Source organism: bacterium (assembly GCA_016873475.1).
Lineage (GTDB): Bacteria > Krumholzibacteriota > Krumholzibacteriia > JACNKJ01 > JACNKJ01 > VGXI01.
In genome coordinates, this window is the sequence record VGXI01000006.1 from 17116 (window position 1) to 38067 (window position 20952).

The 20952-nt window shown below is 70.0% G+C and carries 15 protein-coding genes and 2 pseudogenes; 15 read left to right on the top strand and 2 right to left on the bottom strand.

The features are described 5' to 3' along the window. Nucleotides 1-216: 216 nt before the first annotated feature. The 5 genes from mfd (at nt 217) to FJ251_01365 (ending at nt 8068) form a co-directional block, all read left to right on the top strand. On the top strand, nt 217-3654 hold the full coding sequence (mfd, locus tag FJ251_01345) for a transcription-repair coupling factor (protein MBM4116376.1): 3438 nt from the start codon (nt 217-219) through the stop codon (nt 3652-3654). A 104-nt stretch (nt 3655-3758) separates the two neighbouring features. Next, entirely contained in the window at nt 3759-5510 is a 1752-nt protein-coding gene (locus tag FJ251_01350) for a hypothetical protein (protein ID MBM4116377.1), read from the top strand. A 1-nt stretch (nt 5511) separates the two neighbouring features. Then, on the top strand, nt 5512-6438 hold the full coding sequence (locus FJ251_01355) for a hypothetical protein (protein MBM4116378.1): 927 nt from the start codon (nt 5512-5514) through the stop codon (nt 6436-6438). Nucleotides 6439-6440: 2 nt separating this feature from the next. Next, nucleotides 6441-7802 (top strand): hypothetical protein, encoded by a 1362-nt coding sequence (locus FJ251_01360; GenBank protein ID MBM4116379.1) that lies wholly within the window; start codon nt 6441-6443, stop codon nt 7800-7802. Next, nucleotides 7799-8068, top strand: coding sequence for an RNA-binding S4 domain-containing protein (locus FJ251_01365; GenBank protein MBM4116380.1), 270 nt, complete (start codon nt 7799-7801; stop codon nt 8066-8068). The genes FJ251_01360 and FJ251_01365 overlap by 4 nt, the downstream gene beginning before the upstream one ends. A gap of 82 nt (nt 8069-8150) precedes the next feature. Here the strand turns inward: FJ251_01365 and FJ251_01370 are convergent. Next, nucleotides 8151-8381, bottom strand: a pseudogene (locus tag FJ251_01370) (hypothetical protein). Between the two features lie 236 nt (nt 8382-8617). Further along, nucleotides 8618-10111 (bottom strand): annotated as a pseudogene (locus FJ251_01375) (cation:proton antiporter). 219 nt (nt 10112-10330) lie between these two features. Here FJ251_01375 and FJ251_01380 point away from each other — a divergent pair. The 10 genes from FJ251_01380 (at nt 10331) to FJ251_01425 (ending at nt 20902) form a co-directional block, all read left to right on the top strand. After that, nucleotides 10331-11431, top strand: coding sequence for a hypothetical protein (locus FJ251_01380; GenBank protein ID MBM4116381.1), 1101 nt, complete (start codon nt 10331-10333; stop codon nt 11429-11431). Nucleotides 11432-11691: 260 nt separating this feature from the next. After that, entirely contained in the window at nt 11692-12225 is a 534-nt protein-coding gene (locus tag FJ251_01385) for a hypothetical protein (GenBank protein ID MBM4116382.1), read from the top strand. A 42-nt stretch (nt 12226-12267) separates the two neighbouring features. Beyond that, nucleotides 12268-13404 (top strand): hypothetical protein, encoded by a 1137-nt coding sequence (locus tag FJ251_01390; protein ID MBM4116383.1) that lies wholly within the window; start codon nt 12268-12270, stop codon nt 13402-13404. Next, entirely contained in the window at nt 12846-14183 is a 1338-nt protein-coding gene (locus FJ251_01395) for a TatD family deoxyribonuclease (protein MBM4116384.1), read from the top strand. The genes FJ251_01390 and FJ251_01395 overlap by 559 nt, the downstream gene beginning before the upstream one ends. 3 nt (nt 14184-14186) lie before the next feature. Beyond that, on the top strand, nt 14187-15023 hold the full coding sequence (gene rsmA, locus FJ251_01400; GenBank protein MBM4116385.1) for a ribosomal RNA small subunit methyltransferase A: 837 nt from the start codon (nt 14187-14189) through the stop codon (nt 15021-15023). A 5-nt stretch (nt 15024-15028) separates the two neighbouring features. Further along, entirely contained in the window at nt 15029-17086 is a 2058-nt protein-coding gene (locus tag FJ251_01405; GenBank protein ID MBM4116386.1) for a hypothetical protein, read from the top strand. Between the two features lie 32 nt (nt 17087-17118). Continuing rightward, complete coding sequence (locus FJ251_01410) at nt 17119-17703, top strand: hypothetical protein (GenBank protein MBM4116387.1); 585 nt, start codon at nt 17119-17121, stop codon at nt 17701-17703. Between the two features lie 51 nt (nt 17704-17754). Beyond that, complete coding sequence (locus tag FJ251_01415) at nt 17755-18432, top strand: hypothetical protein (protein MBM4116388.1); 678 nt, start codon at nt 17755-17757, stop codon at nt 18430-18432. Between the two features lie 38 nt (nt 18433-18470). Beyond that, nucleotides 18471-19778 carry a divergent polysaccharide deacetylase family protein gene (locus tag FJ251_01420; protein ID MBM4116389.1) on the top strand — a complete coding sequence of 436 codons (1308 nt, stop codon included), beginning with the start codon at nt 18471-18473 and terminating at the stop codon, nt 19776-19778. Between the two features lie 68 nt (nt 19779-19846). Then, nucleotides 19847-20902, top strand: coding sequence for a hypothetical protein (locus FJ251_01425; protein ID MBM4116390.1), 1056 nt, complete (start codon nt 19847-19849; stop codon nt 20900-20902). Nucleotides 20903-20952 lie beyond the last annotated feature (50 nt).

A 20952-nucleotide genomic window follows, 5' to 3' on the forward strand; every position in this document is an offset into this window, starting at 1 on the left:
GCAGGGGCGCTTCCCTGGCAGCGCGCGAGCCGGACGGGCACGCGCGCGCCGTCGGCACAGGGCGCGCGACCCGGACGAGCGCTCGCTCGCGCGATTGACCACGGAACGCGGCATTGCTACTTTGCGCGCGGCGCCGGCAGCGGCGCCCCCCAACCCAGCGAAAGCCCCCCGGTTGCGGCCGGCCGGGGCTAGGTCTGCTTGCCGCAAGGAGCCCCCATGGCCCTCGTCGACGAGCTGCCCTCCCTGGCCGGCGCCGGAGCCGCGCTGCGCGCCGCCCTGGCGGCGGGGCCGCTGCGCCGCGTGCTCGCCGGCCTCACGGGCTCGAGCCTGCCGCTCCTGCTCGCGCGCCTGGAGCGCGAGTTGCCGCCGGACGGCAGGCCCTGGGTGATCCTGACCGCGCAGAGCGCGGAGGCCGAAGGCATCGCCGAGGACCTGCGCACCTGCGGCGCCCAGGGCGTCGCGCACCTGCCCGAGCTGGAGGTGCTGCCCTTCGACCGCCACGGTGCGGACCGCAATCTCGTCGCGCGGCGGCTGGAGGTGCTCGATGCCCTGGAGCGCAGCCGCGTGCGCTTCCTCTGCACGAGCGTGGGCGCCTGGCTGACCAAGGTGCTGCCGCCGGCCCTGCTCGCCGAGCGGCGCTTCACGCTCCAGCCGGGCATGGAGATCGACCTGGAGACTCTCGCCGAGCAACTCGCCGCGCTCGGTTATCGCCGTGTCGGGCTCGTGAGCGAACCGGGCGACTTCGCGGTCAGGGGCGGCATCGTCGACCTCTTCGCCCCGAGTCCGGACAGCGAGGAGCCGGTGCGCCTCGAGCTGGCCGGCGACACGCTCGAGAGCCTGCGCGGCTTCGATCCGGCGACACAGGTTTCCACGCGCGCGCTCGCGGAGACGAGGGTCCTGCCCTGCGGGCCTGTGCTGCTGGCCGAGAGCGACCGCCTGCGCGCCGTGCGCGAGCTGCAGAAGCTCTACCCGGCCGAGTCGGTGCTGGTCGAGGATCTGGCCGCCAGTTTCCTCGCGGGCCTGCCCTTCGAGGGCATCGACCGTTACAGCGCCTACTTCGTGCCCGAGGTGCCGCTGGACCACTACCTCGCCGGCGGCTATCGGCCCCTGATCGTGGACGCGGAGGCCGTCCTCTCGCGCTGGACACAGCTCGCAGCCGAGGTCGAGAGCCGGCGCGCGAAGGCGGGGGCCAATGACGAGCTGCCGCCGGCCGCGAGCGCGGCCTACCTGGACGCCGCGGCGCTGCAGGCCCTGCTCGACGGCCCCGAGCTGCTCTGCGTGGAGGACGAGCTGGCCGAGGCGATGGCCAGCCCGCGCGCGCCGGTGGTCAAGTTCACGAGCAAGAGCCAGCCCTCCTTCGGCAGCAGCGTCAAGGCCCTGCGCGAGGACCTCGGCGCCCTGGCCGCAGCGGGCTACCGGATCAGCGTCTACTGCGACAACCAGGGCCAGGCCGATCGCCTGGCCGAGATCCTCGCCGAGCACGAGGAGTCCCTGCACCTGCCCGTCGGCGATCTCCAGCACGGGTTCCTGCTGCCGGACGAGAAGCTCGCCGTCTACACCGACCACGAGATCTTCGATCGCTACAAGCGCATCCGGCGTCGGCGCCGGCTCTATCGCGGCACGCCCGTGCGCGATCGCGCCTCCTTGCGGCCGGGCGACTACGTCGTGCACATCGAGCACGGCATTGCCCGCTACCAGGGGATGAAGAAGCTGACCGTGCTCGGCGAAGAGCGGGAGGTGCTTCACCTCAGCTACGCCGAGGAGCAGCAGCTCTACGTCCCGATCGAGCAGATCCACCTCGTCGAGAAGTACAGCAATCAGGAAGACGGCACGCCGCGCCTGAACCGCCTGGGCGAGAAGGCCTGGCTGCGCACGCGGAAGCGGGCCGAGAAGGCCGTGCGCGAGATGGCCACCGACCTGCTCGCGCTCTACGCGCGCCGCCAGGCCAGCCCCGGCTTCGCCTGCGGGTCGGACACGCCGTGGCAGAATGAGTTGGAGGCGAGCTTCCTCTACCAGGACACGCCCGACCAGGCGCGGGCGGCCGCCGAGACCAAGGCCGACATGGAGCGCGCGCGGCCGATGGACCGCCTCGTCTGCGGCGACGTCGGCTTCGGCAAGACGGAGGTCGCCATCCGCGCCGCCTTCAAGGCCGCGCAGGCGGGCAAGCAGGTGGCGGTGCTCGTGCCGACCACCATCCTCGCTCAGCAGCATCTGCAGACCTTCACCGAGCGCCTGCGGGAGTACCCACTGCGCATCGAGATGGTCAGCCGCTTCCGCAGCAGCGCGCAGATCAAGGAGACCCTGAAACGGCTGGCGGCGGGCGAGCTCGACGTCGTCATCGGCACGCACCGCCTGCTCTCGGCGGACGTCGCCTTCAAGGACCTCGGCCTGCTCGTCATCGACGAAGAGCACCGTTTCGGGGTGGCGCACAAGGAGAAGCTCAAGCGGGCGCGCGCAGCCGTGGACGTGCTCACGCTGACGGCGACGCCGATCCCGCGCACCTTGCACATGGCCCTCGGCGGGATTCGCGACGTCTCGCTGATCCGGACACCGCCGCTGGACCGCCTGCCCGTGCACACCGAGATCGCCGCCTTCGACGACGAGATCATGAAGGAGGCCATCCTGCGGGAGATGGACCGCGGCGGGCAGGTCTACTTCGTCCACAACCGCGTGGAGACGATCGACGCGATGGCGACCTACCTCGGCGAACTGCTGCCGGACCTGCGCATCGCCGTTGGCCACGGCCAGATGAGCGAGCACCAGCTCGAACGCGTGATGGTGGACTTCATCGAGGGCGAGTACGACGTGCTCGTGAGCACGCTGATCATCGAGTCGGGCCTGGACATCCCGCGCGTGAACACGATCCTCATCAACCGCGCGGATCGCTTCGGGCTCGCGCAGCTCCACCAGCTGCGGGGGCGTGTCGGCCGCAGCCGTCAACGCGCCTACTGCCTGCTGATGATCCCGCGCGACCGCGACATCAGCGAGGACAGCCGCCGGCGCCTGGAAGCGCTCGTCGAACACGACGAGCTGGGCGCCGGCTACAGGCTGGCCCTGCGCGATCTCGAGATCCGCGGCGCCGGCAACATGCTCGGGGCCGAGCAGCACGGGCACCTCGCCGCGATCGGCTTCGACCTCTACCTGCGCCTCGTCGCCCAGGCCGTGCGCGAGCTCCGCGAGGGCAAGAGCTACGTGCAGGACGTGCGCGTGGAATCCCGCCTGGATGCCCGCCTGCCCGACGACTACGTCCCCGACGCCGAGCAGAAGATGCTCCTCTACCAGAGGATGGGCCACATCGATCGGCTCGAGGAGGCCGCGACGCTGCGGCGGGAGATCCGCGACCGCTTCGGAGCGCTGCCGGGCTCGGTGGAGAACCTCTTCCTGCTCCTCGAGATCAAAGTGCTCGCGATGGCGGCCGGGGTTGCACGCGTGGAGCTGGGCGAGCGCACGCGGCTCGAGCTGCAGCCGGGCGCCGGTCTTGCGCCGGCCGGCGCGGCGGACTTGGCGCGGAACTTCGGACGCGATATACTCTTCATGGGCAAGGACCCTCTGGTCCTGGAGCTGCGCGCCGGTCCCGGCGAGCGTTTCGAGTCCGTGCGAATCCTGTTGAAGTCGATGGAGGGCTGTGCTACTCCCTTAGCTTCTAATGCCTGATAACAACGGGCTTTAGCCGGTCGCGCGCGGCGCGCCGGCGGCGGTGGGCGCCTTCGGCGCCGCCGAGTCGCCCTCAGCTTTTCCGATTCCAAGCGAGGTGAACGATGGCCATGGCGACGCTGCGGGCGGCCTGCGCCCTAGGCTTGCTCCTGACGGTGCTGCTCGGCGGTTGCGGCGGCAAGAAACCAGACAGCGTGGTGGCGACCGTCAACGGCGTGCCCATCACCGTGGGCTATCTCGAGGCGAAGTGGGCGAAGCTCGCCGCCACCAACAAGAGCTTCGTCCCGACGGCGACGAACAAGGACTCCCTGCAGACGGCCGTGCTCGACGTCATCATCAACAAGGAGCTGATGGTGGACAAGGCCAAGCAGGAGAAGATGGTCGAGGATGCCGTCTACAAGGAGGCCTACGAGAACCAGCTGAACTACCGCCTGATCGAGCTGCTGAAGAACAAGGAGGTCGTGGACAAGCTGCCGGAATTCACCGAGGACGACCTGCTCGCCCACTACAAGTACGTAGGCCTGACGGTCAACGCCCGCCACATCGACATGGACACCGAGGAGGCGGCCAAGAAGGTCGTCGGCGAGCTGCGCAAGGGCGAGATCAGCTTCGCCGACGCCGTGGCCAAGTACTCGACCGCCCAGGATAAGGACCGCGGCGGCGATCTCGGCCAGGTCAAGTTCGGCTCGAACATCAAGCCGGTGGAGGACGCCCTCTTCAACATGAAGGAAGGCGAGATCACGGATCCCATCGCCACTCCGTACGGCTGGAGCATCTTCATCGTCGACAAGAGCAAGGAGACGAAGGCCGACGAGTACGCATCCGTGCGCGAAAGCATCAAGCATCGCCTCGAAATGCGGGCCCTGCGCGAGCTGGGCGGCAAACACGCCGAGAACGTGCTCAAGAAGTACGGCTTCAAGTTCCACTGGGATACTGCCGAGGCGATCCTGGCGCGCATGCCGGAAGACATGACACCCGAGCAGGCATCCCAGTCCCGCACGACGACCGCGGAGAAGCCCATCCTCAAGTTCGCGCCGGATGAGCTGGGGATGAAGCTCTACGAGCTGGAGGGCAAGACGTACACGCTGAAGGAGTTCTCCGACGAGTACGATCGCCTGCATCCCTTCGCCCGACCGCAGAAGGGAAACCGCCTGCAGGGCATCTACAACTACGTGCAGAAGGAAGTCGTCGGCATCGTGATGCCGAAGGAGGCGCGCTCGATCGGTCTCGACCAGGATCCGGACCTGATCGTGGCGATGAAGGAGTTCGAGGAGCAGTCCTGCATCGGCGCCGTGCGGCGAGTCTTCATCGAGCGCGACCTGAGCCTCGATTCGACCGAGGTGCGCAAGTTCTACACCGACAACCCACGCTACTACACGCTCAAGCCGCAGCTGCGCTGCAAGCAGCTCATCACGCAGGACGAGGCGAAGATCCAGGAGGCCCAGCGCCGCCTGCAGGCCGGCGAGAGCTTCGACGCCGTGGGCAAGGACATCTCGATCGTTTTCACGCGGCAGTGGATCACCGACTGGTTCACGCCGGACTCGATCGCCAACCCGGAGAACGAAGCGATCCGGCAGATCGCCCGCCTCAAGGCGCCGGGCGAGATGACGCCGCCCTTCAACTACCAGGGCTACTGGGGGATCATGCAGATCTTCGAGACCCGCGGGGAGCGTCTGATGCCCTTCGAAGAGGCGCGGGGCCGCGTCGAGCAGGACGCGCGCGAGGTGAAGGCCAGCGCCAAGCTGGACTCGCTGCTCGTCGTCTGGCGCGGCGAGGCCGACGTCGAGATCAACAAGCGCCTGCTCACGAAGGCGGAGAAGGGACCCGATCCCAATCCCAACCGGGAACGCTTCTAGCATGCCGCGCGTCCGCGCGCTGACGATCCTGCTCGCGCTCGGGGCCGCGCTGGCGCTCCCGGGCTGCGGCGGTGAGCGGGAGACGCCACCGGTCGGCCGTCAGGCCGGCGACGTGGGCACGGTCGCGGGCGAGCGTCTCGACTACCTCGTGCGCGTCGGCAACTCCGCCCTCAGCGAGGACGGTTTCTTCGCCAGCCTGCCGGAGGAGTTCCGCACGCTGTTGAGTGCGGAGGAGAAGCGCGCCTACCTCGACCGCTGGGTGGACACCGAACTGCTCTACCTCGCCGCGCTCGATCGCGGCCTGCTCGAGAACGCCGAGCTCGAGCGGCGCCTGGAGCAGCAGCGCCGCGAGTTCATCGCCAACCAGCTGCTGCAGGCCGTCCTCGCCGAGCGAGTCCAGGTGAGTGAGGGCGAGATCGCCGACTACTACGCCGCGCATCTCGAGGAGTACGGCTCCGAGTACCGCTACCGCGAGCTCGTCGTCGCCAGCCAGGCCGAGGCCGCGGACCTCCATCGTCGGCTGCTCGCCAATCCGGCCGGATTCGCGCGCCTGGCCGAGCAGCACTCGCTGGCCGGGACGGCGCGCCAGGGGGGCGAGCTGGACTGGCTGGCGAAGGGCACGATGCCGCCCGAGGTGGAAGAGCGCCTCGTCAAGCTGGCGCCGCAGGAGATCTCGCAGCCCTTCGAGACGGCCTGGGGTTGGACGATCATCCAGCTGCGTGAGCGCCGGAGCAGCGGCCGGACGGTCGCCCTCCCGGAGGTGCGCGAGGAGATCCTCCGCCGCCTGACGATGGAGCGTCGCCGCGCGGTCTATGCGGAGTTCCTGGAGGAAGTTCAGCAGAGCTACGCCGTCCGCTACCATCCCGACCTCGATCTGCGTCTGCGCAGCGACGAGTTCCGGCCGGGCGGACGCGCACAGGAGGAGTAGGCATGATGCGCAGCGCTCGGCACTGGGTGGCGATCGCCTGCGGTTTCCTCGCGGCAGCCGCAGCAGCGCTCGCGCAGCCGGCGCCAGCCGACACGCCGGTGATGCTCGAGCAGATCGTCGCCGCGGTCGACGACGAGGTCGTCCTGCTCAGCGAGATCGTGGCCGACCTTCAGTTCCACGCGCTCCAGGCCGGCGGCATGCCGCCGGCCGCGGAGCAGCGGACGCTGCTCGAACAGGCTCGGGAAGCCCGGATCCAGGAGAAGCTGCTGGTCGCCAAGGCGCGCCGTGACCAGATCCAGATCGGCGACGAGGAGTTGGAGCAGGCGCTGGACAACCATATCGCGAACCTCCGCAAGCAGGCGGGCAGCGAAAGCCGCTTCCAGGCCGAGCTGGCGCGAGAGGGGTTCAGCGAGCGCGACCTGCGCAAGACCCTGCGCGAGCCGCTGCGCGAGCAGATGCTCGCGCAGCGGGTCGTCGAGCGCGTCGCCCTCGAGCAGGCGGTCAGCGCCGAGGAATTGCGCCGCTACTACGATGAGAGCCGCGACGACCCTGCGCGCATCCCCCTGCGCCCCCGCGCCGTGGAGCTGTCGCACCTCGTGGTGATCCCGCAGGCGGCGCCGGAGCAAGAGGCGGCGCTGCGCGCCAGGCTCGGCGAGGCGCAGCGGCGGCTGGCGGCCGGCGAGGAGTTCGCCGTCGTGGCGACCGCGCTCTCCGAGGATCCGGCCGCGGCCCGCGGCGGCGACCTCGGCTGGTGGGCGCTCAAGGACATCGCGCTGCCCGAGCTGGCGCTCGCCCTCGCCGAGCTGGCGCCCGGGCAGACCGCCGAGGAAGTGCGCAGCGAGCGCGGGTACCACATCCTCAAGATGGAGGAGCGCGACGGCCAGCGCGTGCGCTTCCGCCAGATCTTCTTCGCGCTGCCGCTCAGCGAGGCCGACCGCCAGGCGGCTCGCGATCGCGCGCGCGAGGCCTGGCAGAAGCTCCAGGCCGGCGCGGACTGGCAGGCCGTCGTCGGGGAGTACAGCGACGACGCGCCGACCCGCGATCAGGGTGGCCGTCTGCCGCGCATCCCCGAGGAGCAGCTCGACGATCGCTACCGCACTGTCGTCGAGGCCCTGGAGCCGGGCGAGTACTCCGGGGTCTTCCCTGGCCGTCACGGGTACCAGATTCTGCGCCTGGAGACCCGCGACGCGGCCAGGCCCTACGCGTTCGAGGAGGTGGCCGATCGCCTGCGCGCCGAGCTCGTCGGTCGCAAGCGCAACGAGGCGATCGAGCAGTATCTGGCCACGCTCGAGAAGGAGATCGTCGTCAGCCGCGCCGAACTGCCGCCGGTGGAGGAGATCGCCGGACTCACGGAGGCGGAGTGAGGCTGGACGTCTGGCTGCACAGGGTCTGCCTGCTCAAGAGTCGCAATCAGGCCAAGCAGGGCTGCCAGAGCGGGCACATCCTTCTCGATGGCCAACCGGTGAAGGAGAGCCGGGAACTGCGCGGCGACGAGGAGCTGACACTGCGCTTTCCGCGTCGCGAACTGCGCGTGCGCGTGCTCGCGATCCCGACCGGGAATCTCGCCAAACGCGATGCCGCCGCCTGTTACGCCCTCCTCGAGGAGCGCGCGCTGCGCGACGAGATCTAGCCCCCGCTGGCGCCGGCGCAGCCGCGGGTTGCCCCGCGGCCGCCGCCCTCAGATGCTGTCTGCGTACTTGAGGCCGCGCGGCTCACCGCGCAGGATCGGCAGCTCGCCGGAACTGTCCAGCGAGCGGGGTGCAGAGGGCTCGGCGCCGCCGCGGCCACCTTCGCTCTCGCCGCCGCCCCGCCGCCGCCGGCGAGGCCGGCGACGGCGCTCGCTGGGCTCGCGGCCGGCATCGGCCCCCGCGGCTTCGCCGGGCGCTTCCGCGCTGCGGCGGCGCCCGCCGCTCCGGCCACCGCCGCGGCGCGCGCCCCGGCCTTCCCCACGCCCTTCCCCACCGCGCTTCTCACCGCGGCCCTCGCTGCTGCGATCCTCGCCGCCGCGGCCCCGGCCGCCGCGCCCGTCCCGCCGGCCGCGCTCGCCTTCGCCGCGGCCCTCCTCGCGACCGTCCTCGCGCGCCCGCTGGCGGTAGTACTCCTTCCTCCGCTCGCGCCGCTCGCTGGCGATGCGGCGCATCTCCTCCTCGGTGGCGCCCTCGTAGCCGTGGCTGCGGTTCAGCGACCACTTGAGCAGGGGCGGCGTTACGAGGGTGGTCAGGATCACCATGATGACGACCGCGCCGTAGGTCGCCTCGCTGACGATCGGCCGGCCGCCGGCCGTGAGACCGAGGCCGATGCTCGCGAAGATGAGTCCCACCTCCCCCCGCGGGATCATGCCGAGCCCCACCGAGAGGCGATCCAGCCCGCGCTCGACGACACCGAGCCCGCAGATCTGCTTGCCGATGATCCCGGCGAGGGTCAGGGCGCCCGCGAGCCCGAGCAGCTCGGGCCGCGCGAAGTAGGCGAGGTCCACCTTGTAACCCATGTGCACGAAGAAGATCGGGACGAAGAAGCCGAGCAGCGGCTGGAGCAGCTCCTCGAGACCGTGCTGCTCGCGCTGCTTGAGCTCGCTGTAGTGTAGCTCGTCGAGGATGAGGCCGGCCGCAAAGGCGCCCACGATCGTCGCCAGACCGATCTTGCCCGCGACGATGCTGAGGCCGAACAGCAACAGCAGGCTGGTCGGCAGGAGCAGATGACCGCCCCTCAGCCGGGCCGCCAGCCAGAACAGCCGGGGCGACAGCCACTGGCCCGCGACGAGCGCGACGACCAGGAAGAGCAGCGCCTTGCCGACGATCAGGCTGATCGCCGCCGCGCCGATCCCGGCGCTGCCGGTCTCGGCAGCGACGATGATCCCCGACACGACCGCCAGGATCACGAGCCCGACGATGTCGTCGATCACGGCGGCGCCCAGGATGATCCGGCTCTCGCGCAGGCCCGTCTTGCCGAGGTCCGTGAGCACGCGTGCGGTGATGCCGACGCTGGTGGCCGTGAGGATGGCCCCGAGAAAGACGTGCACGTAGCCCGACTGCTCGGGCAGTAGCCACTTGCCGACGCCCCAGCCGAGCGCGAAAGGCGCGGCGACGCCGAGCAGCGCGACCAGCAGGCTCGAGGTGCCCACGCTCAGCATCTGGCGAAGGTTGCTCTCCAGGCCGACCGCGAAGAGCAGCAGAATGACGCCGATCTCACCCAGAATCTCGATGACGCGTTCGACGGGCAGACCGCCGAAGAGTGGTGCCGCGAAGAGGGACTCGACTCCCTTGAACCCGACGAGGGCCAGGTTGCCGAGCAGGACGCCGGCCAGCAGTTCACCCAGCACGCTGGGCTGGCCAAGTCTCTCCAGGAGGGCGCCGCCGAGCTTGGCGGCGACGATCACGAGGAGCAGGACGGCGAGGACGGGCAGGACCGGACTCGCATGGCCGCCGCCTCCCCCGCCGTGAGCAGGGCTCCCCAGAGCGTCCTGACTGACAGCCGGCGCGCCCGAAGCCCCATGGCCTGCCAGGGCCTCGCCGGTGCTCTCCGCAGACGGCACCAGCGCGACAAGCCCATGATTATCCGCAGTTTGCGCGGATAGCGCGGCCTGTGGCTGGATGGCATCCAGCACACACGAGCCGGCCGCAGCGAGCGCGATCGCGAGGATCAGCGCCCGGCTGCCCAGGCAGAGTGTCCGCATGCCGTCTCCTTTGTCGGAACGGTCTAGGCCGGGCCCGTGGGCCTAAACCCTTTTCGGGTTTTCAGTTGCATTCTCGGGCCTCAGGCACAGCGTAAGCGCGACCCCGGGAGGCGTCAAGGAATGTCGCAAGGGCGCTTGAAACCGCGTTCCGCGGCCTGCCGTAGTGCCCGCAAGCTAGACCCAGCCTCCCGGATCTCGGTTCTGCAAGGGAGTGATGCCATGCGTACGAACACCGGCACCCTCGTGATCGCTCTCGGCCTCCTGACCTGCGCGGCCCTCGCTCGCGCCGAATCCGACTACAGCAAGGACATCGTCCGCCGCTTCGACGAGGGCAGCGTGAGCCACCTGCGCCTCGAGAACCTGGCCGGCCGTCTCCTGCTCGAGCGCGCGGACGGGAAGGCCCTCGAGCTGCGGGCGACCGTGCGCGCGGACGCCTTTGGTGACCTCGAGGCCCGCGACGTCGCGCAGCTGCTCGACCTGCGCATCGAGCGGGAGGGCGAGGGGATCCTCATCAAGGCCTCTTACCCGCTGGCGCGCTACGATCGCTATCGCTACGGCGACGCCGATGGCGGCTTCTTCTCCGGCACCACCCAGACCCGCGTCGACGGCCAGAAGGTGCGCATCAGCATGGGGCGCAAAGGTGATGGGCTGCCGCTGTGGGTGGACTTCCAGCTGCGGGTGCCGGCGGAGGTCGACTGCGACCTGCGGCATCTCGTCGGCAGCGTCAAGGCGCAGGCGCTGCGCGGCGACCTGCGCGTCGACTGCGCGAGCGCCGAGATCGCCATTGCCCGACACGAGGGGGCCGTCCTCGTCGACAGCGGGAGCGGGGACATCCGGGTGGAGGGCCAGCGCGGGACCCTGCGCCTGGACACGGGCAGCGGCGACATCAAGGTGGAGGACCTCGAGGGCGACTTCGCTGCGGACACGGGCAGCGGCGACATCGTCCTCAAGCGGGGCCGCGGCGAGCGCCTCGACGCTGACACGGGCAGCGGCGACGTCCTGCTCAGTGACGCCAGCTACCCGCAGCTCGCCATCGACACGGGTAGCGGCGACGTGCGCGTCGGCTCCATCCTGGGCGCGCTCCGGCGCTGGAAGGTGGACACGGGCAGCGGCGATGTCATCTTCCAGCTCCCCGGCGCGGGGAGTTCCTTCCGCCTGGAGGTCGACACGGCCAGCGGCGAAGTGGAGTGCACCTTCCCGAGCCGGGATCTTCGCCTCGAGCGGGGGCGCATCCGCGGGCTGACCGTGGGCGACGGCGCCGGCCTCATCATCGTGGACACGGGCAGCGGCGACGTCTCCCTGGTGGAGACGCACCCCTAGAGCCCGCCGCCCAGCGGCGCTCCGGTTCCTTTCCGACGCGGCGCTCCGGCGCCGCGTCTGCTTTCGAGGGGAGCTGGGGAAGGCGCCGCGAAGTCCGCGCTTGACAGGATCCCAACCGTCTCTAAGCTATTGTCCGACGGCTTGCAGGATGTTGGAGTCAAGATCCACTTTCGGCCGCCGGGAGAGGCCCGGCCGGCTGCGTGGGCTACGCTGCTGAAAAGGGCAGTCCCAGCATGCTTACGGCAAGCGAGTCGTCCGGCTTGGACGCGCGTCCGGCCCTTATCGAGGTGCGCGGCGAGGTCATCCTCGCCATCCTGGAGAGCACCCGCAGCCTCGGCGACGAGGCGCTGCGCATTCTCGGCCGCCACGGCATCACCGACATCGGCCAGGGCCGCTGGTACCCACTCTCGCGCCTGCTCGCGGCGCTCGGCGAGTTCGAGGCGACGATGACCGACACCACCCTCTACACGATCGGCCACAAGATCCACCGCAATGCGGTCCTGCCAGTGGAGTACGGGGACTTCCTGGAAGCCCTGGCCGGCATCGATGAGGCCTATCACCTGAATCACCAGGGCGGCGACATCGGTCACTACCGCTTCGAGCGGACGGGGCCGCGCCAGGCGCGGATCATCTCGACGAGCCTCTATCCCTGCGAGTTCGACCGCGGCGTCGTGCACGGCTTTGCCGGTCGCGGGCGGCCGGCCGAGTTCCAGCGACTCGGCGCGCGCCACGATCCGGAGGCGCCCTGCCGGCGGCTCGGCGGCGCGAGCTGCACCTACTGGATCGACTGGTAGGCCGCGTTGCGGGGCCCGACGCCCCGTGCTAGTCTGACCGCCATGGCCTGCGCCCTGCATTTCCCCGGCAATCCGCGCCTGCGCGCCCAGCTCGAACAGGCGCTGGCCTCCGGTCGCCTCGCCGGCAGCTACCTCTTCGAGGGAGCGGCGGGCGCCGGCCAAGAGCAGGCGGCCATCGAGGTGGCCGCCGCCGTCATCGCCGGCGACACCGATCTCGAGAACCCCGCGGCGCGCCGCGTGCGCCGCTACGCCCACCCCGATCTGCACTACGTGCTGCCGGTGCTGAAGCCGGGAAGCAAGTCCTGGAACGACATGAAGCCGGAGGAGATCTTCGAGCTGTTTCGCGAGGAGCAGGCGCGCAAGACCGAGGATCCCTACGCGCAGCCCGACTACAGCCGGCAACCGGTGATTCCGAAGAAGGCGCTGCGGGAGCTGCTCGGCATTCTCTGCACGAAGCCCTATGAAGGGCGCAGCAAGGCGCTGATCATCCGCGACGCCGACATCATCGATGGCGATGCCCAGGACACCCTGCTCAAGACCCTCGAGGAGCCGCCGCCGGGCCGCGTGATCATCCTCATCAGCGCCCGCCCGGAAGCGCTGCGCCCGACGATTCTCAGCCGCTGCCAGCGCCTGCCCTTCGACCCGCTGTCCCGGGAGGAGGTCCTCGCCATCCTCGCGCAGCGCGGGTTCAGCAGCCCGCGCGCGCAGTTGCTCGCCACCCTGGCCGACGGCAACATCGAGCGCGCGATTCAGCTCGCGGCCGCCGAACCCGAGGCGGCCGGCGAGGAGAACCCGCTGCTCGCCCGCCGCGAAGCCTGGCTCGAGCTGCTCGAGATCTGCGAACTCGGCAGCGAGCTGGACATGCTCGACGCCCTGCAGGCCTACGTCCGCGGGGGTGGCGAGAACGTCACCCGCGAGCGCGCCGAGTTCCTGGCCCTCGCAGTGAGCTGGTACCACGAGCTGCTCCGGCAGGCGGTGGGCGAGGCGCCGCGCTTGCACGTCGACCAGGGTGCTCGGCTCGCGCGCCAGGCCGGATTGGCGAGCGAGGCGCTCGTCGAGCGCATCCAGCGCTGCGACAAGGCCAGGGCGCAGTTGCTCGGCTACGCGAACGCGCAGCTCACTCTGCTCGCGCTCTTCTTCGGCTTTCGCCAGGGCCGCCTCGCTCGCCGGCCGGCCTGAGCTCACGCGAGGACGCCGCCGTGATCGACAGTCACGCCCATCTTCACCTGGCGGACTTCGACAGCGATCGGGACGAGGTGCTCGCTCGCCTGCGCGCGGCGGGGGTGCGCAAGGTGCTCGAGGTGGGCATCGACCGGCAGGGGGCGGAGCGATCGCTCGCCCTGACCGAGCGCACACCCGAGCTCCGCGTGGCCGTGGGTTGCCACCCCCACGAGGCGGCGAGCTGGAACGCGGAGTTCGCCGCGGCGATCCGCGACTGGGCGGGGCACCCGCGGGTGCTGGCGCTGGGGGAGTTGGGCCTGGATCACTACCGCAACTACGCGCCACGGCCCGTGCAGGCGGAGGTCTTCCGGGCGCAGCTCCGGCTCGCGCACGAGTTGGACATGCCCGTCGTCTTCCACGTGCGGGCCGCCGAGCTGGAGTTTCTGCGAGTGTTGAATGACGAGGGCGACCCCCGCCGCGCGGTCCTGCACGCCTTCAGCCACGGCGCCGACTTCGCCCGCGCCTGCCTGGCGCGCGGCTTCTGGCTGGGCATCGGCGGCATCCTCACCTACCCGCGCAGCACGCTGCCGGCGATCCTCGCCGCCGTTCCGATCGAGCGGGTGCTCCTGGAAACGGACTGCCCCTGGCTCTCGCCCGTTCCGGAGCGCGGCCGGCGCAACGAGCCCGCGCACCTCGTGCACGTCCTCGCGCGCCTGGCCGAGATCTACGGCCTCGCGCCGGCGGCGCTCGAGGCGCGCCTGGACGCCAACTTCGCGGCCTTCAGCGGCGAGGACTGAGGGATGACTCCCGCCGACGAGGAGGGCAGCCGGCCGCTGCGGCCCCGCAAGGCCCTCGGGCAGAACTTCCTGCGCGATCCGAACCTGATCCGCAAGATCGTCGCCGCCGTGGACCCGCAGCCCGGGGAGCTCATCCTCGAGTACGGCTGCGGCACGGGCGCGCTGACGCGGCCGCTGGTGGCCAGCGGCGCGCGCGTCGTCGGCGTCGAGGTGGACCGCGAACTGCTTGCGCGCCTGGCCGCGGATCCCGCCCTCGCCGGGCTCCTGCTGCGCGACGAGGGGCTCGAGCATCTGCCGCCCGCCGCCGTCGCCGCCGCCTACGGCGCCGCGCGCCTGAAGCTCGTGGGCAATCTGCCCTACCAGCTCAGCTCGACGGCGCTCTTCGCGGCCGTCGAGGACTGGCACTGCCTGGAGCGTGTGGTCTTCATGCTCCAGCGCGAGGTCGCGGAGCGCGTTCTCGAAGGACCGGGCAGCCGCCGCTACGGCATCCTGCCGGCCCTGCTCCAGGCCCGCTTCAGTGTCGAGAAGGTGCTGGATGCCGGGCCGCGCGCCTTCTTTCCGCCGCCGGAGGTGAAGAGCCGCGTGCTGCGCCTGACGCCCCTGCCTCGGCCTCAGGTCGCCGCCGCGGCCTGGCCGGCCTACCGCGAGCTGGTGAAGACGCTCTTCCGGGAACGGCGCAAGCAGCTCGGCAGCCTGCTCAGAAAGTACTACGCCGTCGACGAGGGCTTTCTGGTAGAACTGGAGCGCGGGGAGGGCCTCGGCCCGAGCCGCCGCCCCGAAACCCTCAGCATCGAGGAGCTGGTCCGGCTGGCCGGACGCTTGCGCCCGGTCCCGTCCTGACGATGATGAGCACCCGCCGCCTGCCCCATCTCCTGGCCGCCCTGCTGGCGCTCGCCGCCCTCGCCGCGGCCTGGCCCGGGCGCGCCCAGACCGGGGCGGGGGATGCCGCGGGGGGCGCCGTACCCGCCGACAGCCTGCGCGCGGCCATTCTGGCCGCTGCCGAGGCCGCCGGGCAGGTCCTCAGCGAGGCCCAGGTCGACAGTATCCTCGCGGCGAACAGCGGCAATCCCCCAGCCCAGCCGCCGGGAGGGCAGCCGGCGGAGATCCCCCTCGGCCTGCACCCCAGCTTCAAGAGCAGCACTGAGGCCCTGGACAGCCGGGTCGACGTTAAGAACGAACTGCGGATCAGCGCCGGCTTCCCCAGCACCTGGACGGTCGGCGGGCGGATCCTCTACGACCGGACGCTGCCGCGTGAGCTGAGCCGCGAGAGCCTGCGCACGGGCTTCGAGCTGAATACCGGCCGGCGCCTGCTCGGGGCGATCCCGCTGCTCGTGACCGCCGGACGCAACTACACGCTCGACGAGCAGAACAAGGGCGAGGCGACCTACCGCCGCGACGTCAGCGAGAGCGAGCGCGTGGGCGTGACGGCGAGCGGCCGCCGCCAGCTGGCATCCTGGCTGGCGGCCAGCCTGAGCAGCGGCGCCGGCGCCTCCGCGGCCGAGTCCCGCAACAACCAGAGCCTGGACCGCACGAGCCAGGACGTGAACCAGCAGCTCGCCGGCTACCTCGATCTGCAGCCGCTGCGCGGCCTCAGCCTCTCGACCGGCTACTCGGGTTCGGGCGTGCTCTCGGATGCCGAGCTGAACCGGATCAGCGACCAGATCCGCAGCACCCAGGACTCGCTCCAGCTTCGCCTCGAGTACAAGCCGAGCGCGAAGCTGAAGGTGGGCGTCGTGGGCGGGCGGCTCGAGAAGCTGACCGAGTCGCTGGACTTCGAGCGCAACGAGTACAACCTGGTCGAGGACAGCACGCGGGTCATCATCGACGAGACGCGCGAGACCGGTATCGGCGGGCGCGTCACCTTCGACCTGGCGCCCTGGGAGCGCCTCAGTTTCGCCGGCAGCATCAAGTCGCAGCGGGACGAGCGCCGGGTCAAGATCGGCGACAACAAGGACAAGGACGGCGAGCAGAGCGAATTTCAGCTCCAGACGAAGATCAAACCCTGGTCCGGCGCGAGCACCGACATCAGCTACAAGGAGAGCGAGATCCGCAGCGCGGACTTCACGGCGGACAAGCGGCAGCTCAACCAGGAGTTCTTCGTCAAGGGCGCGCAGGCCCTGAGCAAGACCTTCACGCTCGCGGGCGAGGCTTTCTTCCTGCTGACGCAGGAGCTCTACGTCGACGGCAAGCAGGACCGCGACAAGGCGCAGACGCGCCTGTCCGCGGTGGTCAGCGGACAGGCCACGCCCTGGCTGACGGCGAGCAGCACCGTCCAGTGGTTCCAGAACCAGGACGTGCTGATTCCCGCCGCCAACTCCATCGCCAGCAAGGACAAGAACTCCCTCGCCTGGAAGGGCGACCTCGACTACAGCTTCCGCGGCAAGTACAAGGTCTCGCAGCGCTGCGAGGTGAGCGTCATCGAGGAGGACTTCTACTTCACCAAGGACAAGAACTCGCTCAGCCGCGACTACCTGCTGCTCACCGGCTGCCTGATCCCGATCGCCGGCAAGCTGGCCCTCGACTTCGAGCACGAGTTCCGCAAGCGGGAGTCGGGCAGCTACCTGCCGGACCCGACCGAGCCCGGCAGCCCCAAGACCTTCTTCCGCGACTCGCGGACCAAGACCGAGATCCTCCGCCTGGGCGTGAGCTATGGTTTCCGGGAGTACCTCCGCGTGACCTGTGAGGAGGAGATCGGCCGCGACGTGGACTTCGACTACCGGGACCTGAGCCAGGAGATTTCCACGTACGGGACCTTGAATTTCGGGCTCAGCTTCACCCAGAAGTTCGGCCGGGGCGGCAGCATCGACGCCAAGCTGGCGCACCGGTCCCGCTTCGGCAGCTTCGTCCGGGAAAACCAGCGCAGCCTATGGCTTCCGACCCTAACGATCGGCTATACTTTCTGATGTGGTGCACAGCGCATGAGACGGCCCGCAGCGTGGGAGCCAGACGCCGCGTCCTGGCGCTCTTGAGTTGCATCGGCATGATCCTCGCATTCCTCGCCGGAGGCGGCTGTGTCTTCACGCCGCGCAGCCCGGAGACGCCCATCGACTCGGACGTGGAGTGGCTACCGCCGTTCGAGCCGGAGAACGTGCTGGCCAACATGGAGTCGGCCGTCGAGGGCCGCTATCTGACGAACTACAAGGACAGCCTGGGCGAGGAGTTCGTCTTCACGCCCTCGCCGCTGGACGTCGTGGAAGCGCCGCCCAGCTATTTCGACGGCTTCGGCAAGACGCGGGAACTCGCGGCTCTCGAGAAGCTGTTCACGCAGGTTACCAACCTGACGGTGAACTGGAACTACGGCGAGGAAGACATCACCGTCAGCGGCACGGAGGCCACCTTCACGCTGGAGAACTACGAGCTGGTTGTGACCTATGCCAATGGCGACGTCGTCAGCTACGCGGGCTACGCGGTGCTGACCCTGCTCAAGGCGGGCAGCCAGTGGCGCCTGGTGGAATGGGATGAATCGCCGAGTGCTTCGAACCTGTCCTGGGGGCGCCTGCGCGCCAACCTCGATGTCTGACGACCGCAAAGGCCTCTTTCAACCGATGGACCGCACCAGGAGACGAATCCGATGACGATGCGCAGCAAGAGCCTACCCCTGCTGCCTCTGCTCCTGAGCCTGCTGCTGGCAAGCGGCTGCCTCTTCAATACTCCGCCGGAACCGCCGCCGCCGCAGCCGCCGCCCAGCTACAAGCCCTACTACGACGCCGATCCCGTGACGGCGATGAACAACCTGGTCTACAACTTCGTGACCGCCTGGGAGCGCATGCACCTGGCCGAGTACCGCGACAGCATCCTCTACCAGGGCACGGAAGCGGCCACGGATGGCGAGATCTACGCAGCCTTCAAGTTCTACTACGACCGCAGCATCGATCCCTATCTGCCGGAGCTGGACCTCTACGACCGCGAGATCCAGCGGGCCACGAACATGTTCGGCGGGCAGCCGGGCAACAGCGTGCCGGGCATCAGGTCCATCAGTCTCGATCTGATGCCGAACGGGCAGTGGGCGAATCCGACCGATGTCACCGTCGATGGCGACAGCTATCCTCCCGGCACCAAGTGGCGCGCCCTCGAGACGGACATGTTGATCACGCTGAAATCGAACATCGGCAGTACGGACATCAACCAGTGGCTGGTGGAGGATCGCCTGATCTTCCACCTCATCCCGACCCGGGTCGAGAACACCGGTGCCCCCGGCACCTACCACACCCGCTACAAGCTCTGGAAGTGGCGGGACGTCATCCAGTAGCGTCCCGACCACCGCGCTTCTGACCGCGCCCCTCGCGCTTGACAGTGCGGGGGGCGCTTTCTAGTGTAGGCCGCCTGCCGCGGCGCCGCGCCGCGGCCAGTCCAGCGCCTCGCAAACCCCAGGTGCCCGTGCCCCGCAAACGCAGCCGCCCCCAGGTCCGCCGCCGCACGCTGGCCGCGCTCTTCATCCCGCTCAGCGCGCTGATCGTGCTGGTGGCGGTCGGCCTGCTCGCGCGCGAGCGCCTCAGCGAGCTGTGGTTCCGGGCCGCGGAGCCCGCGCTGAGCCCGCCGCGGCGCGGCCTGCGGCCGGCCGCCGAGCTGGAGGAGGCGATCGTCCTCGGCGCGCGCGAGCTGGGCGTGCCGCGCGGGCGCATCGGCCGCCGTCCCGGGCCCGATGGCTTCCCGCGCTTCGAGTTCCGCTGCCCCGACGCCCTGCACCCGATCACGGCCAATCGCTGGCTGAGCCGCATCTTCGCGGACACCGGCATCGAGATCCTCGACTGCAGCGAGGACGGCCCGCTGCCGCGCCCCCGCCTGGAGTACAAGCTCGCCGCCGGCGCCCGGCGCGAGGCGCGCGCCACGCTCACCCTGCTGCCGCCGACGGGCGAGCCGCCGCTCGCGGCGGCGCACCCGCGGCTCGCGATCCTCGTCGACGATCTCGGCAACAACTACGATCGCGTCACGCGCGGCCTCCTCGCCCTCGAGCAGCCCCTGACCGCCTCCATCCTGCCCGGGCTCAACTACAGCAAGCGCGTCGAGAAGGAGGCCCGCCGCCGCGGCCACGCCATCTTTCTCCACCTGCCGATGGAGCCGGCCGAGTATCCGGACAAGGATCCCGGCGACCTCGCCGTGCTGACCAGCATGAGCAGCGACTCGATCGTGGAGCTCCTCGTGGACATCCAGCGCGATTTCGCGCGCCTGGACGGCTTCAACAACCACATGGGCAGCAAGGCCGCCGCCGACGAGCGCGTCGTCGGCGCGGTGCTCGACTGGGCGGCGCGGGACCGCCTGCTGGTCGTCGACTCCTACACGGCTCCCGACAGCCGCATCTACGCGCTGGCCCGCAAGCGCGAGCTGCCCGTCCTGCGCGCGGACCTCTTCCTCGACGGCGCCGAGGAGGACGAGCTGGGGATCATGAGCAACCTGGCCGAGGCGACCGAGCTGGCCCGCAAGCGGGGCTGGGCCCTGGTCATCTGTCACCCGCGGCCGGAGACCCTGGCCGCGCTGACCGCCATGTTGCCCCGCCTCACCGACTACGGCCTGCGCTTCGTCACCGTGCCGCAGCTCTTCGCGGGCCTGTCCGGAAGCGACCCGGCCCCCGCCCCGCGGCAGCCCGGCCCGGGTTGATTTCCGCCGCCGGCTCTGCTATCTTCCTGACTTTCCGGCAGATCTGCCGCTCTCCGTCCAGGAGTCCCATGCGCTGCTCGCCCCTCTTCGCCCGTCGCGCCCTGATCGCGATCCTCCTTGCTGTGCCCGTCCTGCCGGCGCCGTCCGTGGCGCAGGTCGAAAGCTCCGGGCCCAAGGGCTCCGGCGTTCAGGTCGTCCCCAAAGAGGAGATGCTGCGGCCGAAGGAGGAGCTGAAGGTCTTCCCCTACCAGCTCGTCGATTATACCCGCGAGGCGCACGAGACCCGCATCCAGAACGCGCCGGTGATCGCCGTGGGGAAGGTGGAGTCCTACGAGGAGATCGCGGGCACCGAGAAGAACCGCAACTGGTCGATCTGGCTGCGCGTGGAGACGCTGCTGCGCACCGATCGCATGGGCCAGGAGCAGTCCGACCGCCTCTACTTCCGGCTGCTGCCTCCGCTGCCGCCGCACCAGCCGATCAAGGTCGGCGACCGCTGCCTCGTGCTGCTCGACCGCGACCTGCGCTACGACAATGCGCTCATCCTGCCCACGGAGATGAACTACTACCCGGTCTCCGCCGAGGGTGTGGTCAGCAAGTTCTGGAAGGACGCGCCGACGCGCGAGGCGCCGACCATTCGCGAGCAGGCTCTCTCCGCCTTCCTCGAGGAGATCCGCGCGCTCCTGCGCGCCGTCAGCCTCGAGGAGCAGGCGCGCGCCTGCGGCCTCGTGCTGACCGGCACCGTCACGGACAGCCGGCAGGGCGAGGAAGGCGCCAACGACTTCTACTTCGTGCAGGTCAAGCCCGAGAAGGTGTTCAAGGGTCAGCCCGAGGGCGACACCGTCACCTTCATCCAGCGGGGCAATCCCTACCGCTGGGCCGTCCAGGCCATGAACCGCGCGGCCTTCAAGAAGGGCGACCGCGTGCTCTGCTTCGGGAACAAGGACCCGACATTCTCCAAGCCGGGTGCCTGGAATCGCAAGGGAGAGCCGCTGTACGTCTTCCCCTACGAGAAGAACTCCTCGCTCTTCCTCGCCGGCGACACCGCCTGGCGGAGCGGCTTCCAGCCCATCCCCCTCGACGAGCTCTACGCGCAGCTCACGCGCTGGACCAAGGCCGCCCAGTAGCCGAGTCCCCGCGACCTGCGCTGCGCCGATGAAATCCCGCGTTCCCATTC

Excerpts from the sequence above, each read along its gene's own strand:
- FJ251_01380 (MBM4116381.1), top strand. The coding sequence starts at position 10,331 with ATGCGTACGAACACCGGCACCCTCGTGATCGCTCTCGGCCTCCTGACC.
- FJ251_01350 (MBM4116377.1), top strand. The coding sequence starts at position 3,759 with ATGGCCATGGCGACGCTGCGGGCGGCCTGCGCCCTAGGCTTGCTCCTG.
- FJ251_01355 (MBM4116378.1), top strand. The coding sequence starts at position 5,512 with ATGCCGCGCGTCCGCGCGCTGACGATCCTGCTCGCGCTCGGGGCCGCG.
- FJ251_01415 (MBM4116388.1), top strand. The coding sequence starts at position 17,755 with ATGACGATGCGCAGCAAGAGCCTACCCCTGCTGCCTCTGCTCCTGAGC.
- FJ251_01405 (MBM4116386.1), top strand. The coding sequence starts at position 15,029 with ATGAGCACCCGCCGCCTGCCCCATCTCCTGGCCGCCCTGCTGGCGCTC.
- mfd (MBM4116376.1), top strand. The coding sequence starts at position 217 with ATGGCCCTCGTCGACGAGCTGCCCTCCCTGGCCGGCGCCGGAGCCGCG.
- rsmA (MBM4116385.1), top strand. The coding sequence starts at position 14,187 with ATGACTCCCGCCGACGAGGAGGGCAGCCGGCCGCTGCGGCCCCGCAAG.
- FJ251_01425 (MBM4116390.1), top strand. The coding sequence starts at position 19,847 with ATGCGCTGCTCGCCCCTCTTCGCCCGTCGCGCCCTGATCGCGATCCTC.
- FJ251_01360 (MBM4116379.1), top strand. The coding sequence starts at position 6,441 with ATGATGCGCAGCGCTCGGCACTGGGTGGCGATCGCCTGCGGTTTCCTC.
- FJ251_01390 (MBM4116383.1), top strand. The coding sequence starts at position 12,268 with ATGGCCTGCGCCCTGCATTTCCCCGGCAATCCGCGCCTGCGCGCCCAG.